A 15,864-nucleotide genomic window follows, 5' to 3' on the forward strand; every position below is an offset into this window, starting at 1 on the left:
TAATCAAAAAAAATGGAGACCTCATGACCAGTGAATATTACTCAATCGACCTCGATGACCAACCATCGCCGAAATTCAATCCTGAAGCAATTTGCGACTGTCGAAATTGCTTTCCTGTTTGCCGACTAGTCAAAGAACCGTTAAGTCCAATCGCGCAGCAAATGCGTGACGCCATGACCAAGCACGGTGGTTCGTCGCTACAGGCGTAAGTATTTAAAAGCAATAACGTTTGATTCTCCTCGTTGGAACTTGTGCCGCCTTGATTTTGCAATCCAATCAATGCGGCAATTTCTTTTGGCACCAAGTAGTATTTACGCCGAAGATCTGTTCAAAAAATCACCCGACAGTGCCCACAATCAATCTACCTCAACCAAAATGGCTTATTAATCGCGTAGCGATTAACGTATATTTTTGGCGTAGCTTCCAGCGAAGTATCTAAGAATAACCCAACCGGTGCAGCACAGCACAACTCGACCAAATCCACGCCTCAATTAAAAGTTGCAATAAAGCATCTTTTGCGCGAATATAGATCGGAGCTCGGCTTGTAAATGCCCTATTTAGGGCATAGCCCATTCGCGTAAGATTCGCTAGGATGGCACATTCATCACCAGCTCGACTGTTGCAGCCTTCCTTTTCCCAACCCGCCACACAACATAACTATGAAAACATTGATAGGCAACATCGCATCGCTTTCGCTCGTCACAATTAATTTACTCGGCATCACTTCCGCATATGCGCAAGAAAATATGCAATTGGAAATTGGCCGCTTGCAGGTCTGCAACCCTGCAGACACGACCAAGAATGTCATTGAAATACCAGTGGACGGAAAATACCGTATCGCAGGTGTCAAAGTTGGACTGACCGAACCACTCGTCATTACGCCAATCGAGTTTTCACAGAATCCACCGAGGAGCACATCGGGAAATCGATTTAAATTAGAAAACCGCGATGGTAAATTAGTCGCCCAACTTAATTTCAACGGCGTATCGTGCATTTATCTCGCCGCTCAAGCCCCCGTATTAAAAAACAATATTACGCTGTCGGGAACGCATGTCTCACCGAGTTGGAATTCTGAGGCTGATGGAACCAACGTCGATGGAATTTCATACCGTTACTTCAATTCCATCGACCAAACCTACTACGTCGCTTCCGAAATTGGTAAAACGCTGACCTTTGCTGCACACGATTCGCAAACCGGCTCAAATCTTAACAGCGATCACATCAACAAAATTGACGTCTCAAATCCCAAAATTGTGGGATTAATGGCTTCTGCCTTTCAATCCAACTTAGAGCGTCGCAATCAATACGACAGCGCTGTCATCGATCTAGAAAAACTTAACATAAACGTGAACGAGCTCGATGTCAGCAGTAGCTCGGACGTCACCACACTGATCGGGAAATTGAAGGAAGCGTTACAACCGCCAGCGCACTCACGGCTTCTCTTGGCGCTGCCAAAAAAGGGAAAGGTACAGTTAAAATTTTCCAACCAAGCTTTGATTGGCAATCGATTGGCGGGTCAAGGCTTTTATAGAGATTCAAACGTGGTCGCTACGGGAGATACTGGCCCTGAGACCATCGTTCCCATGACAGCCTTTATCAATTTTCAGGCAGCGCTCATCGATTTTGACTCTGGCAAATTAATTACATCTCAGGCTTACGCCGATGGACGCCTATTTTTTAGCAGTCAATTCCCAATAGTGGACATAACGGACGCGATCGTGGACAAGCAAAAAATCGTTGCTCTCAATACCGCCGTTAATGTCGGCGTAGCCAGCGTAATGAAAGGCATATTTGAAAGTAAATGAGTCCGTTCCAATTTAAACAGTGAACTAGGTAGTATTTGATACATGCCCGCACAAATTTTGAGCATTCCACCAAATTAACAAAGGCGATTGGATGATCCATATTTCTGAACTTGCATTCAACTACGCAAGCAAACCCGTTTACGCCGACTTTTCATTGAAGTTGACACAACCCGGCGTCGTTGGACTATTTGGTCGCAATGGAAGTGGAAAATCAACCTTGCTCAAAATTTTGTCCGGGCTATTATTCCCCGATCATGGCAAGGTTGAAGTGCTGCACTATGAGCCGAAGCGACGTCTACCAGCATTTTTAGAGCAAGTGTATTTCGTTCCCGAAGAATTCCATCTACCCGACATCAAAATCGCCGCGCTGCAAAAGCATCACGCGCCGTTTTATCCAAAGTTTTCGCATCCTGATTTTGTGCGTTATAGCGAGATTTTTGAAATTCCTCAAGACAAAGGCTTTGCCACCATGAGTTTGGGGCAGAAGAAAAAAGCCGTGATCGCCTTTGCCCTCGCCACGCACACACCGTTACTGCTGATGGATGAGCCAACTAACGGACTCGATATTATGGGGCGGGCGCAATTTAAACAAATTATGAGCGGACCGGAACATGCGGACCGCCTTGTATTAATCAGCACGCACCAGGCCCACGATTTAGAAAATCTGATGAACCATGTGCTGTTCGTCGATGGTGGCAAGATCGCACTATCGGCTAGCATGCCGCAATTGCAATCGGCGCTACATTTAGGCATCACGGACGATTTCAGCCAAACAGAGGGCTGCATTTATCACGAAGCATTGGGTAATCAATGGGCTTACGTCGCCGCTAACCACCACAACCACGCGGGGAAAATTAATTTGGAATTGCTCTACAAGGCGCTCAGTATTAACAAGCAAGGCGTACTGGATGCGATGTCAAAAAATCAGCCGCCAGTGGAGAAATCAGCATGAGTAATTTTTTTAATGCCGCCCGATTTATTCGTTTGATTCAAGCGCATCTGACCGAAAATAGACGCGAATATGTGGGATTTGCTGCGGTGATGTGCATTCTCGATGTGGTATTCATTCTCATCAATTTAAACACTTCAGGAACGTCCTATTTTGCATTTCAATTCACTTCCCAAATGGGTTGGTACGGATTTGGCCTTGCTGCGAGCAGTCTCATCTTTGCGGCACGCCACTTCAGACAATTAGCTAAACCAGGTGCGGCCATTACTCACTTAATGCGACCAGCGTCTCAGTTTGAAAAATGTTTGTTAGCGTTTGTATTCATTGGCGTTCTATTCCCGCTGGCTTATACCTTGTTTTATACATTACTGAATTATCCCGCTGTGCAACTTGCTCAACATCGGTATGTCGCGCCCTCGGTATGCAGCACTTGCCCCGTCCAACTAGCGCCGGATTTTAGGTTTTATTTACCATTTATCTCCAAACTAAGATCATTCAATGGGGCTATCCAACATAGTAGGGACATTCGATTTACGATCCAATTTTTGTTGATACTCTGGTCAGTTCAAGCACTGATTGTCGGCGGAGTGGTGTATTTCAAAAAGTCGCCGTTTTTGCGTACATTTTTAGCCCTATTCTTTTTGTGTATCGGATTATCCATCACCACCGCAACCTGGCAAACCAATGTGTTTTGGTCAACCGTCTATGGTGACTCGGGCGCCTATTCATTGTTTGAAATAATCTTATCAATACTGCGCTGGTTGCTGTTGCCGCTCATCCTTTGGATTGGGGTGTATTTCCATGTCAAAGAACGCGAGGTGGCATGATGAAATATCTCTTTAATCGGATCGGAGTTTGGATTTTTATCGCGGCTTTAGGTTTGTACCTCGGAAGTGGAATGCTGCTGGAGAAGCTCCATCACGATCGGCTGGAAGCAGCCAAGAACGCCCATGTTCAAGCAGAGCAATTGAATATTGGCTCGACTAAGTCCGCCGTGATAAAAGGCGTTATAAATAAGTTCAGCCAACTTCCGCTCCAAATTTATATTGCCTCACCGTCGAATCAATCTGAAATCCAAAATAACAATCTCAATGTCACGGTCGAGCAAAAAATAATCGGCGACACCTTAACCATTTCGATCAATCAATCTAATACAGAAGCCTATATGAACTTGCAACCTATCAAAATTATGCTTCCTAAGGGGATCGAAAAACTCGATGTGAGCGGTGTAAATAGAATCGAAATGGAAAATAGATTTTCAGCACCGGAGTTGGATTTTGGCCTAACAGTTTTAGACTGTGTTCCTAATATTAAGCTCGACAACTTATCGCTGCATCGCTTCAACATCAACAGCAAATGTCTACTCGAACCGAATAAAGAACTATTGGTTGACGAACCATTTAACCGACATATCGCCAACAACATTCAATTTGGCGAAAATATAACACTCCATGAAATGAATGCCAATCTAACCGCTGGCCATTTGTCGGTGGACGCTAGCTTTTCTTCAGACTTGACCACGCTTACCCTGAGCGACGCCGTTACCGTTAACGCGCACAGTCGGTTTCTAAGGAACACGCATTTTCTTGAGCAATAAATACTGACCTTGCAAGCAAAATAAATTCGCCTCAACCTTTACCGAGGAAAAACATGGCACTAACACCCCAAACCTACATCATGTTTGCGTTCATTCCGCTGATTTTATGGCGCATGTATTCCCGTATCCGGCGCATGGTGGGGCGACAAAAGCTAATCGCTTGGCGTCAAAACGTGACCGTGTGTTTATTTCCGCTGCTGGTTATGTTGATGGCCTTCGTCTCACTTTCCAATCCCTATGCGCTATTGGCATTAGCTGGTGGGTTGGCTGTCGGAACAGGTTTAGGCATCTTCGGACACCGCACTACCAAGTTCGAACACACGCACGAAGGTTTGTTTTACACGCCAAATTCGCATCTTGGCATCGGCCTATCGTTGCTATTGGTCGGACGTATTTTGTACCGCTTTATTGAAGTCGGTATGGCGGGAACGGGTGGTGCAACTCCACCACCTTCGCCCATCCCGACCGCGCCGACATTGCTGCTATTTGGTATGCTCGCTGGGTATTACGTCACCTATGCAATTGGGCTCATTATTTGGCGGCGGCGTGCGGCTAAAGAGAAACTGGTTCAACTTGATTCCTAAGCATCTCAGGGAAACTCATCGGATACTCACCACACCTATTTACCCTCGGTAAATAGGTCATCGGCTTCGCTCTCGAATCAAAACGCGGTTCAAAAAACGGGTCAAAAAAAATCTACCGCAGTGCTTGGCACCTAGTTTTTAGCAACAAGGTAAAATGCATCTGCAGTACGCAATTCATCCGTCTTATCTAACACGCTCACCCTCGTAAATTTATCCGCTATCGCCTTAAGTTGATATCGACTCAATCGCTGGCGTTTAAGTACATTTTTCAAAAATTAATGGAGATAACAATGAAACGTATTTTATTGACTGGTCTTTTAGTAAGCTTATTTTCGCTGTCAGCGTTTGCCGCACTTAAAGAAGGCGATAACGCGCCAGACTTCAGCGCACAAGCTTCCTTGAACGGCAAAGCATTTACTTTTTCTCTGCAATCAGCATTGAAAAAAGGCCCGGTGGTGGTGTACTTTTACCCCTCCGCGTACACCGGCGGTTGCAATATTCAAGCCCATACTTTTGCGGTCAATCAGGATAAATTTGCCGCTGCTGGCGTGACCATTATTGGTGTTTCCTTGGATAGCATTGAGCGCTTAAATACCTTCTCTGCTGATCCCGAATATTGCGCAGGTAAGTTCCCTGTAGCCTCGGACGTCGATGGCAAAATTTCTAAATCATTTGATTTATCCATCAAAGAAATCCCCGCTGGCGTGAAAGATTCACGCGGCATGGATATCGGTCACAACATCACCGAACGCACGACCTTCATCATCGCTAGCGATGGAAAAATTGCGGCAAGCGTGGGTGGCGTATCGCCAGAAGAAAACGTCAACAAAGCACTCGCCTTGGCGCAGAAAATCGCTATGCATTAATCATTCTTTAGCTTAATGCATGACAATCAATGCCGTCGGCTTGGTGCAAGTTGATGCAATTAATATGGTTAGATTGAGAAGGTAGTTTCAGCATGATGATTCGATTAGTTTACGCCAGCCGAGCGGTCAATCTTGGGCCGGGCGATGTAAAAGATATTTTGGCCAGTTCGCGCCGCAACAACCAGCAATTGGCGGTGACCGGCGCGCTCAGTTTGACCAATGGTATTTTCTTGCAATGCCTTGAAGGTGATCGGGCGGCGGTCAATGCGCTGTACCATCACATTTTGAAAGACAAGCGCCACAACAAACCCGAAGTACTGGCGTTGGAAGAGATCACCCAACGCCAATTTACCTCGTGGAATATGGGCTTGGTCGCCTCCACGATGGAAAATGCAGCGCTGTTTTTAAAGTACTCCTCGACCGCGGAATTTGATCCTTATCAGATGTCGGCAGCAGCGTTGAAAGAGTTTTTTGTCGAAGTCGCTAACAGCACGCGCTGGCTTACTTAGTAAATTTACTTTACAGTTTAGACGCGGTTTTGAAACTCGTTCTTGCCACAACAATTGAGCCAGCAGAGATGCTGGCTCAATTGTTTGAGGCGAAGGATTAATACTTACTTAGCGTGTATTTTCAGTTTTAATATTTCCAATTTAGCGAAACCTTAGCGCTCAACGGTTCGGCGTAATGGGAGGAAAATCCCGATAAGCTTATGTAGCGCTTTTTGTTGGTCACGTTGTTGATATTGAAGTTCAAACTGACATGTTTATTGATGTCATAACTGGCCATCAAATTCAACAAAGCATACGCCGGAATCTCGATTCTGCGGGTGGCAGAATAGTTTTTATAAATATCGCTCTGCCAATTAACGCTCGCGCCGATTTTCAACTTCTCAAATTGTGGGAGCTGATAGGTCGTCGCTAAGTGAAATGATTGACGTGGAATATAGGTTCGCGTTTGCTCACCGTTGGAGTCTTTGATGGTCATTGTTGTATAGCCCGAATTAACCTGCCAACCACGTGCCACTTCGCCCGACAAATCAATTTCCAAACCTTGGGAATGTCCGTCTTTGCCGACGTAATAGCTTTCGCCACGAATCTTGCCAGCTTCCTCGGCGACGTTGTTTTGTTCCACTCTAAACAGCGCGCCGGATGCGTTGAGTTTGCGGTTAAAAAACTCGCCCTTTACACCTAGCTCGTAGCTTTTACCTTTGACCGGCTCCAATGCATGGCCGTTAATGTCTTTGGCAATCTGCGGGTTGAAAATGCTGGTGTAACTACCGTAGGCCGAAATGGTTTTTGACAGGTCGTACACCAAACCAATATAGGGCGAGGTTTGGCTGGTTTCGATTTTGTGGATGGAGCCATAATCGACGCCGTCATAATTTACCCGAGTGTAATTCGCACCCAGTAGCAATTTCGCGTCATCAGACAAATTCAGACGGGTTGCGCCATACAAGCTGGTGCGCTGTTCGGTGTAGTTGGCGAAGTCAGTTGAATCAATTTTGGTCGGCTTGGAATATTCCCCTGCGAAGGCCACCGATTCGCTTAACAGCGTTCTAATCGGTGCGGCAAACTGGGTTAAAGTCACATAATGCGAACGCCCTGAATTCACACCAAAATCTAAATCGTGTTGACGACCACCGATTACATATTTTCCGCTGAGATTGGTATCAAAGAATGTTTGCCCTTCGTCCGACCTAAACAGCCGCTGGTTAGGCCGCAAACCCAAACCGGTTATCTTATCGGCTGATCCGGCGGCCATGAACAGTTCGGCTTCGGTTCCGAGTTGGTTACGGCCCAAGGTAGTTTTCCAGATCCAATCCTTATTAAAATTGTGTTTAAGTTCGGCAAAGCTGCGGTTTTGTAGTGCATCCCAATGCGACCATTTAGCCGCCGTATTGGTGTGTATGCTGTAATCGGTTGGCGTGTCATCGCTATAGAACAAGGGAATGCCGGACCAAATAGTGCCGGTCGGGCTGGTTTTTTGGTAGCTGTGACCAACTGTGAGCAGCGTACCTTTACCCAAGTCGGCTTCGATTACACCGTAGAGCGAACCATTATTGTTGTGGTAGCGATCCAAATAGGAATCGGCATCCTTCTTCGCTACGACCGCTCGCGCCCGCACCGTCCCCGCCGCGTTTAATGGACCAGACACATCGACATCGAAGCGGCGCGCATTCCACGAACCATAAGAAATACCGCCCGAGGTATGGAAATCAGCCGTGGGACGCTTACGCACATAATTAACTGTTGCCGAAGGATTGCCCGTCGAGTTAATCAAACCACTTGCGCCCCGCAATACATCGATCCGATCAATCATGCCGGTATCCATGTCGCCATGCAGAATGTTTGAATTGAGCGGCATACCGATTCCGTCGAACTGGAAATTAATGATGTTAAATCCGCGCGCGGTGTACATATTGCGCTCGGTTTCCATTTTCTCGACCGTTACGCCGTTGGTGTTAGAGAGCACTTGATTGAGCGTATCGAGCTTGAAATCGTCCATCTGTTCGCGCGTGACCGTGGTTAGCGACTGCGGCGTTTCACGCGGCGATAAGTCCAGCTTGGTAGCGGTGCTGCTGTGCTTGATCGCGTAACCGCTGGGCATATCTGCGGCGCTGCCAGAGACCACCACTTGGTGCACGGCAGCGTCGGGATTGGCACTGGCATTAGCAATCACATCAGCATGGTGTTCAGCATGGGCTAACCGAGGCAGTACTGCGGATAATGCCAATAGCAAGCCCAGATTGATGGGGCGCAATGTAAAGGAAGATGGAGCGTGAAGACGCGCTGGGTTAGGTCGGTAGTGGGTATTGGTGAATTTTTTCATCGGGTATTTTTCGATCAATCAAGTAGGGGGAAAACCTGAAACATAACTTTTTGCTACGAGTTATGAGGATCGAAATATAAATGAGAACAATTCTCATTTCAATGATTATTTATGGTATTTTTTATAATTATTTAAGCGAATTTAGTTCACACTTGTTAAATAAAATAATTTGGAAAGTGAACTGAAAACTACTCAAGGAACAGAGCAAGGAAGAGAACAAGAAACGCGACGTATAGCCGATTTCAGTCAGGTATTTCGGTGCGAAGAAACATCGCGTCGCAGAGCAGGGAAAACAAAACAGGCGCGGCAGACTGCCGAGCTTAGGCAAGAAATCAAAACAAATAACAAGGTGAAAAAATGCGCTGACACGGCCATACCACATCAGCGCATCAACGCATCCACTGCTTCAACGCAACCAACTTAGATCACTGACCTAAGTCAGCGCACAATTCAATGCTCGATCGAAAACGTCAAGCCCGCCTTGGCTTCCAAGCGCTGCACTAACGCACTTCCCAGCGCGCTGCCTGGCGTCCAAACGCCACCACCGGTTGTGGTGTGATCGACATCGTTGATCAAACATAAGGCGCTCTCAGTAATCATTTTGCAGGTCGAGCCATAACCCGGATCACGGTCGCCTTTTACCGTGGCGCTGAGCCGCTCACCGTGTGCGGTTTCACCGATAAAGACCACTTCATAGCGTCCGGCTTCCCGCGCAGCGCGGTCAGGGCCTTCGCCCGGTTTGGGCAAGGCAAACTTGCGCAACAAGAATCGGGTGGGCGCAAATCCTAATAAGATATTTTGCATGCGCGACGAGCGTGCTAGACGCTTGGCGCGCTTCTCGCCGTTTTCGCCATCGCCCGTTAACATGCGTTCGTCGTACACAAAATCCTTGCCCCAAATGTGTCCGAGCAATGCGTTGGTGCGGTGAATGTTTTTGGTGTTGATGATGGCCATTACAAAAGGCCCGGTCCACGATTTAGCCCAATCATCGTACTTTGCCGATTCGCCTTCGGGTTGCTTTGGGCCTTTGAAACCGGGCGTTAGCGCAAATGGATTAACCATTGTTTTGGCCAACTCAGGTTCGCGCCCGATGCGTTCAATGGTGGCTAGTGCGCTGGCTAAAGTTCCGCCCGACATCGCGCCTTTCATCACGCGCACACGGCCATGAACACGGCTCAGCGGTTGAGCAAAACGGCTAATCGCACGCTCTTGCAAATACACGACACCCAAGTCAAATGGAATCGAATCAAACCCGCAAGAAAACACAATCCGCGCCCCGCTGGCTCTGGCAGGTGCTTCCAATTCTGGAATCATCTTAGCCATCCAACCGGGTTCACCGCACAAATCCACATAATCAGTTCCCGCCGCTGCACAAGCGCGAACCAAGTCTTCACCATAAAGCTGATAAGGCCCGACGGTGGTGATGACGACTTTGGTACGCGCCACCAAGTTAGCCAACGCGGCGGCATCGGTGGCATCCACGGTAATCAAGGGCAGCTCGGTCGGCGCGCCGATTAAATCACGCACTTGCGCTAACTTAGACGCGCTGCGCCCAGCCATCGCCCAAATAACTTCGCCGCTAGCGCCATAGGTGGAAGTGATATATTCAGCGACCAATCGACCGGTGAAGCCCGTCGCGCCAAACACGATGACATCAAACTCTTTTTTCATGGTTGATTCGAGCCTTTCTTTGTTTAATTATTTTGTACTGCGGCTCACCAATGACCGCTTGGATCATTGGTGCTGGGATTAGTAATTTTTAGAAGCGGAGTTAGAAACTGAGTAGAAAACTAATTTGGAAACTGCCTTAGAACTTACCCGTGTCCACATCGCGAATAAAGCGCAACAAGCCTTCAAAATAGATTTTCTGATCGTCGTACATCGCCATGTGCGTGCCGTTTGGACAGTACAGATTTCGGCCATGTTTCATTTTAGTCGCCATCATTTTCATGTAGTCCGGGTCCATCGTGTCGTAACGTGCGCCGATTGTTAAGGTTGGGACTGTGATTTTGCCTAGGTCAGCGGTTCTATCCCATTTTTCCAAAATCGCATTATGCGCGCCCAGCTCGCTCGGGCCTTGCATCGGCACATAGACTTTTTTATTGATGTGACCAAAAGCGCGTGTGACTGGCTCTGGCCATTGATCGGGTGGCATTCTTAAGACGTGCTCGACGTAGAAATTCTTCATTAGCAATTCGTCGTAGCGTGGGTCAGCGTATTTACCGTCTTTTTCCATTTGCAGAATTTCGGCTAACGCGTTTTTATCCATCTGCGGCATCAACACCGTTTCCGCATAATGATTGTAGTCAGGGATGCTGGAAACCATATTGGAGATAATCAAACCTTTCAGGTTTTGCTGGTATTTCAGCGCGTATTCCATCGCCAATAAACCGCCCCACGAATGACCCAATAAATAGAAATTTTTATTATTTAATCCCAAGGCTTTACGCACTTGTTCCACTTCTTCCACATAGCGCGGCAGGCTGTTAATAAGCGCTGGATCATCCGGCTGATCGCTGTAGGCCGAGCCTAGCTGATCGTAGTAATAATATTCGATGCTCGCACCCGGAAAGTAGCTGTCGAACGCCTCAAAATATTCGTGCGTTGCGCCCGGACCGCCGTGCAGTAACAACACCTTAATCGTTGGATTATTGCCGACCCGCTTAGTCCAGACTTTGAAGTCACCTTTTTCGGTATGCACGGTAATCATGCGCACGCCGCCGCTCAAGATGTCGCTGCGATTGCTGGAATCAAAGTAAGCGTGGTTCGGCTTGCTCGAGCTTGTTGCATTATCAGCAAAAGCAGGCGCGGTCGCCCCAACGGCCGAACATAGCGCTAGTGAAGCAACTAAGCAGTTGAATAATTTCATTCCTATCTCCTTCGTTTTTATTGGTCATTGTTGAAACGTTGCATAGTGTCGCTCCACGGTGGGATTGCACCAAACGTGGGCTTGCTGGTATTTATTTAATTTTCCACTTAATTCGCGACGTAGTTACGGACTTAACTTTGCCGCTCAAAGGTACACCGACTGGTGTGCAAAATCACAAATTGTTTGGAAAATTTGTCCTAAACTGCACAATTAATGCACCGCGATTTAACCATAGTTTCACCGAAGATGCTTATTTGCAACATCAACCCATAGGGAAATCATTCTGAACTGGCTGACCGATTTCCACGCTTGATTAACCGCCCTGCCCCACCGATAAGACGATATGAGCACACAACCAGTTAGCGACACCAACGAAGCCGTGGATTTTTTTATCGCGCGCCAGCCCATCTTAGACACTCGCCAAAAACTGTACGCTTACGAATTACTATTTCGGCGCGCGTCCGTCGATTCCGCCAACGTCACCAACGATATCGGCGCGACCGCCACCGTTATTGCCCATGCCTCAAAACTTGGGCTAGTCAATGTGATCGGCTCACTTCCCGGATTTATCAACGTTGATGCGCAAGTATTGATGAGCGATTTCATACAGTTTCTGCCCTGCGATAACGTCTTTTTAGAAATACTAGAGACTGTAAAAATCACCGATCAACTCGTCGCCCGCATCCAAGAACTCAAAGCCGCTGGCTACCGTTTTGTGCTGGACGATGTCATTGAAGATTCGGAAGGCTTGCGTCGCTTATTGCCCTTAATCGACATGATCAAAATTGACCTAGTGGCAATCGACCGCAAAAACTTGGTGCCGCTGTTTAAAGCGCTCAAAGTCTATAACAAAAAAATGCTAATCGAAAAAGTGGAAACGCTGGCCGATTTCGCCCTGTGCTACGACTTAGGCTTTGATTTATTTCAAGGCTATTTTTTCTCCAAGCCTAAAATCCTAACCGGCAAAAAACTCCATACCGCGCCGCTTAATGTGCTCAACATCTTCAACATGCTCATCACCGACGCCGACATAAACGAAGTCGAAGCAGCGATCAAAAAAGATGCCGGCTTAGCGCTCAACTTAATCCGCTTGGTCAACACCGCCGCCTTTATGACCAAGCAACGCATCGCCACCATCAAGCAAGCCATTGCGGTATTGGGCCGCCGCCAATTGCAGCGCTGGCTGCAAATCTTAATGTATGCCGGCGCCGACAATGCCGACAGCCTGATGTCGCCGTTATTGGCACTGGCAAGTTCGCGCGGGCGACTCATGGAATTGATGGCGCAGAAAATCACACCCGACAATCAACTGGCATCGGACACCGCCTTCACCGTCGGGATTATGTCCTTGATCAATGTGCTATTTGATACGCCTATGGTGCAAATATTGGCGCAGATTTCGGTATCCGATGAGATCAAAAAAGCGCTAATTAATCGCACCGGACGCTACGGCGACATGCTGCAACTCGTCATCGATCTGGAATGCATGAGCAATGATGATCCTATGCCCAATCTGAAAATCGACAACATCGACATCGCGCTAGATGATCTTAGGACAATGCAATGCCAAGCGTTTGAATTCAGTAATGTCGTTACGCTCGATGCGGGCTAAATTGTGCTCAATCGTGCTAACTCCTGCAGCCGCATCACAGTTGCAACGACTCAAATTTGAAACGGTGCGTTGCGGGGGAAAGTTAAGATAAAGCTAGAACCAACATTGAGTGTTGATTCCACTTTTAAATCACCACTCAACACCGAGGTCGCAATTCGGTGCGAAATCGACAAACCCAAACCAGATCCGCCTTGACCCAATTTGGTGGTGAAGAACGGATCAAAAATATGCGCCAGCGTCGAGGGCGACATGCCAACGCCATCGTCGTGCACGGTCAACATCACACTCTGTTCAGTGATGACAGAGCTAATGGTGACCACACCGGCATCGCGTCCAGCAAAGCCGTGAAAAAAAGCATTTTGAATTAAGTTGGTCAGAATTTGACCTAGCGGCCCGGGGTAGCTATGACAAGCAATACCGTTCGGCACATTATTCTCAACCTTGCCTACCGCTTTTTTAAACTTGGGCAGCATAGTCTGCAAGTTGTCGTTGATGACTTCGGCCAAATCAAACTTGCGCCGCTGTTCCGACGTTTGATCGACCGCCACTTGTTTAAAGCTAGCAATCATATCGGCAGCGCGTTTGGAAGAGCGGGTAATCAAGCTCGACATCTCGGTTCCCGACTCCAGAAATTCTTCAAAGGCCGTGCGCTTAAAGCTACCAGCGTGTACTTTTTCTATCGTGTTCTCAAACATTTTTTCTAAGCTGGTCGCCGCTAACAGCGCGTTGCCTAATGGCGTATTTAATTCGTGCGACAACCCCGCCACCATCGAGCCAAGCGAGGCTAATTTTTCGGCTTGAATCAAATCATCTTGGGTGCGTCGCACGACCTCCAGCGCTTTCGATAATTCAGCGGTGCGCTCTTCGACTAATTCAGCCAAATGCATCTTTTGGTGTTCCAACGCATCGCGCGCTAAGCGGCGTTCGGTGACGTCGTAAAAATTAACCACGATTTGTACTACATTGCCCTGCAAATCTTTTTCTGGAAACGCGCTCACCAAGACCCAAATCACCGAATTAATATCGGGCCGATTAATCCCCATAACATGTTCACTCAAAGGCAATCCGGTAGTGATCACACGCACCACCGGATAATCCGATAGCGCAAGCGGCATCGTGGCTTCATCCAAAAAATACCAAGCAGGATCAATGGCTTCCTTGCCTTGCATTTGGCCTTCGGTCAAACCGAGTAATTCTGAAGCACGGGCATTACTAAACAAGATTTTGGAATCGGGCGCGTGCACCACGATGCCGGTTTGGAGTTTTTGCAGTAAGTTTCTCTGTCGGCCTTCCAACGCGATAAGTTCGTGGTTTTGCGCTTGTTGATCGGCCAGTGAATTTTCTAGCCGCTTAAAAGTTTCGCGCTGTTTGGCATCACCCCGCGCCAGTTGACGCAGCATGAAACCCAACGACAGCAATAGCACCAGCGCGGCCATGCTGGTGTTCATCGCTTCACGTTTCCACGCAGTCAGAATGACGTTTTTATCTAAGCCGACCGTTACGTAAAAGGGAAAATTGGTTAAAACTCGAAACGCGCCCAACCTATCCAATCCATCCTGAAACGACACATAGTTGACCACGCCTTGTTTTTCACCCGCATCGATACGGGTTCTGTGCGGCTCGGTTGAAGTTTGGTTTAACGAGAGTTGCGGATCACTCGATTTGGGCTGCTCCACAATCAGTCGATGCAACGGCAAGCTGCGTAGTGAAATATTATTGCGCGCACTATCCAAGGTACCGGAGAACACTTTTTGTACGTTATCGAAATCAATTAACGCCGAAACCATGCCATTAAACTTGCCGTCCGGCGCACGCAAAGGCAGCGCAAAAGCCATTGTTTTACGTCCATCGTAGCGCGCGATAATGATGTCGGAAAATATCAACGAAGTAGAAGGCGAATCGCGCAGTGTCTGAAAATGCGGGCGGTCAGAAATATTGACCTGATCGATGGGTGCAGTCGTGACGATCATGTCGCCATTAGCATCAATTATCCAAAAGCTATCGATTTCGGTGAAGCTGTTTCTTAATAACTGCAAGTTACGCTTCCACATCTGGCGCTTGGTTTGGCTCCATGTTGCAAAAGCCATATCGCCTGACAACTGCGTTTGCATGACCGACAAATTGCTTTGGACGTGACGCAAGGTCTTGTCCAATTCGGAATCAAGCACCCACGCTAAATTCGTCGCACTGTCATAACCTTCGGTAATGGCTTGATCGTAGCTTTGCTTGAGCTGCGCAGCCAGCAAGGCCAAGATAGCAAGCGCAATCAGCAAAAACCGCTTCACATAGCGATCAACAGAGCCGAATAATTTAGTTATCAATGCGACAGGGTTGCTATCACCGAACATAGGTTCACCAAAAGTGCGTTCACTAAAGTAGATAAATCAAGGCATCAGCGCGACGCCGTTGCTGACATCGAAGTTGCGAAGCTGGTGTTAATTCGTTAAGTCATTTGGTGCAAATTTATGAGACTTCCCTTACTGGCGCAGCGGCTGTGCCTATCCGCTTTTGTCGGTGCTTTGATCCATTATTAATGCGTCACCGTAATGAATGTGTGCGCAGAGTGTAAATCTATTTTCATGCTTTTGTTTAAACACCCTAAGAATGTACTTTAATTTAGCATTTGAGTTCGAACTGTCAAGGATAGATCGGTCCGCAACCAAGGCAAACTAGCCGCCAAGCATATAGCTTCACGCGGCACACTTTTAGCAAAACGGAATGTCAATTTTTAGCTCGCTGCTGGTCGTTGAAGT

General features: G+C 47.5%; 13 protein-coding genes. 9 read left to right on the forward strand and 4 right to left on the reverse strand.

What is annotated here, in order from left to right; genetic code table 11:
- The first annotated feature begins 23 nt into the window (after positions 1-23).
- From E2I14_RS08290 to E2I14_RS08325, 8 genes are all read left to right on the forward strand, one after another.
- Positions 24-209 (forward strand): hypothetical protein, encoded by a 186-nt coding sequence (locus tag E2I14_RS08290; protein WP_133327363.1) that lies wholly within the window; start codon positions 24-26, stop codon positions 207-209.
- A 450-nt stretch (positions 210-659) separates the two neighbouring features.
- Positions 660-1,805 carry a hypothetical protein gene (locus tag E2I14_RS08295; RefSeq protein WP_133327365.1) on the forward strand — a complete coding sequence of 382 codons (1,146 nt, stop codon included), beginning with the start codon at positions 660-662 and terminating at the stop codon, positions 1,803-1,805.
- Between the two features lie 91 nt (positions 1,806-1,896).
- Positions 1,897-2,757 carry an ATP-binding cassette domain-containing protein gene (locus E2I14_RS08300; protein WP_133327367.1) on the forward strand — a complete coding sequence of 287 codons (861 nt, stop codon included), beginning with the start codon at positions 1,897-1,899 and terminating at the stop codon, positions 2,755-2,757.
- Complete coding sequence (locus E2I14_RS08305; protein ID WP_133327369.1) at positions 2,754-3,581, forward strand: hypothetical protein; 828 nt, start codon at positions 2,754-2,756, stop codon at positions 3,579-3,581. The genes E2I14_RS08300 and E2I14_RS08305 overlap by 4 nt, the downstream gene beginning before the upstream one ends.
- Entirely contained in the window at positions 3,578-4,351 is a 774-nt protein-coding gene (locus E2I14_RS08310) for a hypothetical protein (RefSeq protein WP_133327371.1), read from the forward strand. Before E2I14_RS08305 ends, E2I14_RS08310 begins: the two co-directional genes overlap by 4 nt.
- 53 nt (positions 4,352-4,404) lie before the next feature.
- Positions 4,405-4,935 (forward strand): DUF1453 family protein, encoded by a 531-nt coding sequence (locus E2I14_RS08315; protein WP_133327373.1) that lies wholly within the window; start codon positions 4,405-4,407, stop codon positions 4,933-4,935.
- A gap of 290 nt (positions 4,936-5,225) precedes the next feature.
- Entirely contained in the window at positions 5,226-5,801 is a 576-nt protein-coding gene (locus E2I14_RS08320; RefSeq protein WP_133327375.1) for a peroxiredoxin, read from the forward strand.
- A gap of 92 nt (positions 5,802-5,893) precedes the next feature.
- Positions 5,894-6,310, forward strand: coding sequence for a BLUF domain-containing protein (locus tag E2I14_RS08325; protein WP_133327377.1), 417 nt, complete (start codon positions 5,894-5,896; stop codon positions 6,308-6,310).
- Between the two features lie 127 nt (positions 6,311-6,437).
- Here the strand turns inward: E2I14_RS08325 and E2I14_RS08330 are convergent, their stop codons facing one another.
- The 3 genes from E2I14_RS08330 to E2I14_RS08340 all read right to left on the reverse strand — a co-directional run bounded on the left by E2I14_RS08330 (position 6,438) and on the right by E2I14_RS08340 (position 11,499).
- The gene (locus E2I14_RS08330; protein ID WP_133327379.1) at positions 6,438-8,630 is read right to left on the reverse strand and encodes a TonB-dependent siderophore receptor; all 2,193 of its coding nucleotides are present in this window, start codon (positions 8,628-8,630) and stop codon (positions 6,438-6,440) included.
- A gap of 450 nt (positions 8,631-9,080) precedes the next feature.
- Entirely contained in the window at positions 9,081-10,301 is a 1,221-nt protein-coding gene (locus E2I14_RS08335) for a saccharopine dehydrogenase family protein (protein WP_133327381.1), read from the reverse strand.
- A gap of 136 nt (positions 10,302-10,437) precedes the next feature.
- Complete coding sequence (locus tag E2I14_RS08340; protein ID WP_133327383.1) at positions 10,438-11,499, reverse strand: proline iminopeptidase-family hydrolase; 1,062 nt, start codon at positions 11,497-11,499, stop codon at positions 10,438-10,440.
- Between the two features lie 343 nt (positions 11,500-11,842).
- On the opposite strand from E2I14_RS08340, the gene E2I14_RS08345 reads away from it, so the two are divergent.
- Positions 11,843-13,111, forward strand: coding sequence for an EAL and HDOD domain-containing protein (locus E2I14_RS08345; RefSeq protein ID WP_133327385.1), 1,269 nt, complete (start codon positions 11,843-11,845; stop codon positions 13,109-13,111).
- A 50-nt stretch (positions 13,112-13,161) separates the two neighbouring features.
- Here the strand turns inward: E2I14_RS08345 and E2I14_RS08350 are convergent, their stop codons facing one another.
- On the reverse strand, positions 13,162-15,459 hold the full coding sequence (locus E2I14_RS08350) for an ATP-binding protein (RefSeq protein WP_133327387.1): 2,298 nt from the start codon (positions 15,457-15,459) through the stop codon (positions 13,162-13,164).
- Positions 15,460-15,864: the final 405 nt, after the last annotated feature.

This window comes from Sapientia aquatica, assembly GCF_004358105.1.
GTDB classification, from domain to species: domain Bacteria; phylum Pseudomonadota; class Gammaproteobacteria; order Burkholderiales; family Burkholderiaceae_D; genus Solimicrobium; species Solimicrobium aquaticum.

What these genes read in the sequence shown, in the direction of transcription:
- E2I14_RS08335 (WP_133327381.1), bottom strand. Translation starts at nt 10,301, where the DNA reads ATGAAAAAAGAGTTTGATGTCATCGTGTTTGGCGCGACGGGCTTCACC.
- E2I14_RS08310 (WP_133327371.1), top strand. Translation starts at nt 3,578, where the DNA reads ATGATGAAATATCTCTTTAATCGGATCGGAGTTTGGATTTTTATCGCG.
- E2I14_RS08315 (WP_133327373.1), top strand. Translation starts at nt 4,405, where the DNA reads ATGGCACTAACACCCCAAACCTACATCATGTTTGCGTTCATTCCGCTG.
- E2I14_RS08345 (WP_133327385.1), top strand. Translation starts at nt 11,843, where the DNA reads ATGAGCACACAACCAGTTAGCGACACCAACGAAGCCGTGGATTTTTTT.
- E2I14_RS08300 (WP_133327367.1), top strand. Translation starts at nt 1,897, where the DNA reads ATGATCCATATTTCTGAACTTGCATTCAACTACGCAAGCAAACCCGTT.
- E2I14_RS08325 (WP_133327377.1), top strand. Translation starts at nt 5,894, where the DNA reads ATGATGATTCGATTAGTTTACGCCAGCCGAGCGGTCAATCTTGGGCCG.
- E2I14_RS08330 (WP_133327379.1), bottom strand. Translation starts at nt 8,630, where the DNA reads ATGAAAAAATTCACCAATACCCACTACCGACCTAACCCAGCGCGTCTT.
- E2I14_RS08290 (WP_133327363.1), top strand. Translation starts at nt 24, where the DNA reads ATGACCAGTGAATATTACTCAATCGACCTCGATGACCAACCATCGCCG.
- E2I14_RS08320 (WP_133327375.1), top strand. Translation starts at nt 5,226, where the DNA reads ATGAAACGTATTTTATTGACTGGTCTTTTAGTAAGCTTATTTTCGCTG.
- E2I14_RS08340 (WP_133327383.1), bottom strand. Translation starts at nt 11,499, where the DNA reads ATGAAATTATTCAACTGCTTAGTTGCTTCACTAGCGCTATGTTCGGCC.
- E2I14_RS08305 (WP_133327369.1), top strand. Translation starts at nt 2,754, where the DNA reads ATGAGTAATTTTTTTAATGCCGCCCGATTTATTCGTTTGATTCAAGCG.
- E2I14_RS08350 (WP_133327387.1), bottom strand. Translation starts at nt 15,459, where the DNA reads ATGTTCGGTGATAGCAACCCTGTCGCATTGATAACTAAATTATTCGGC.
- E2I14_RS08295 (WP_133327365.1), top strand. Translation starts at nt 660, where the DNA reads ATGAAAACATTGATAGGCAACATCGCATCGCTTTCGCTCGTCACAATT.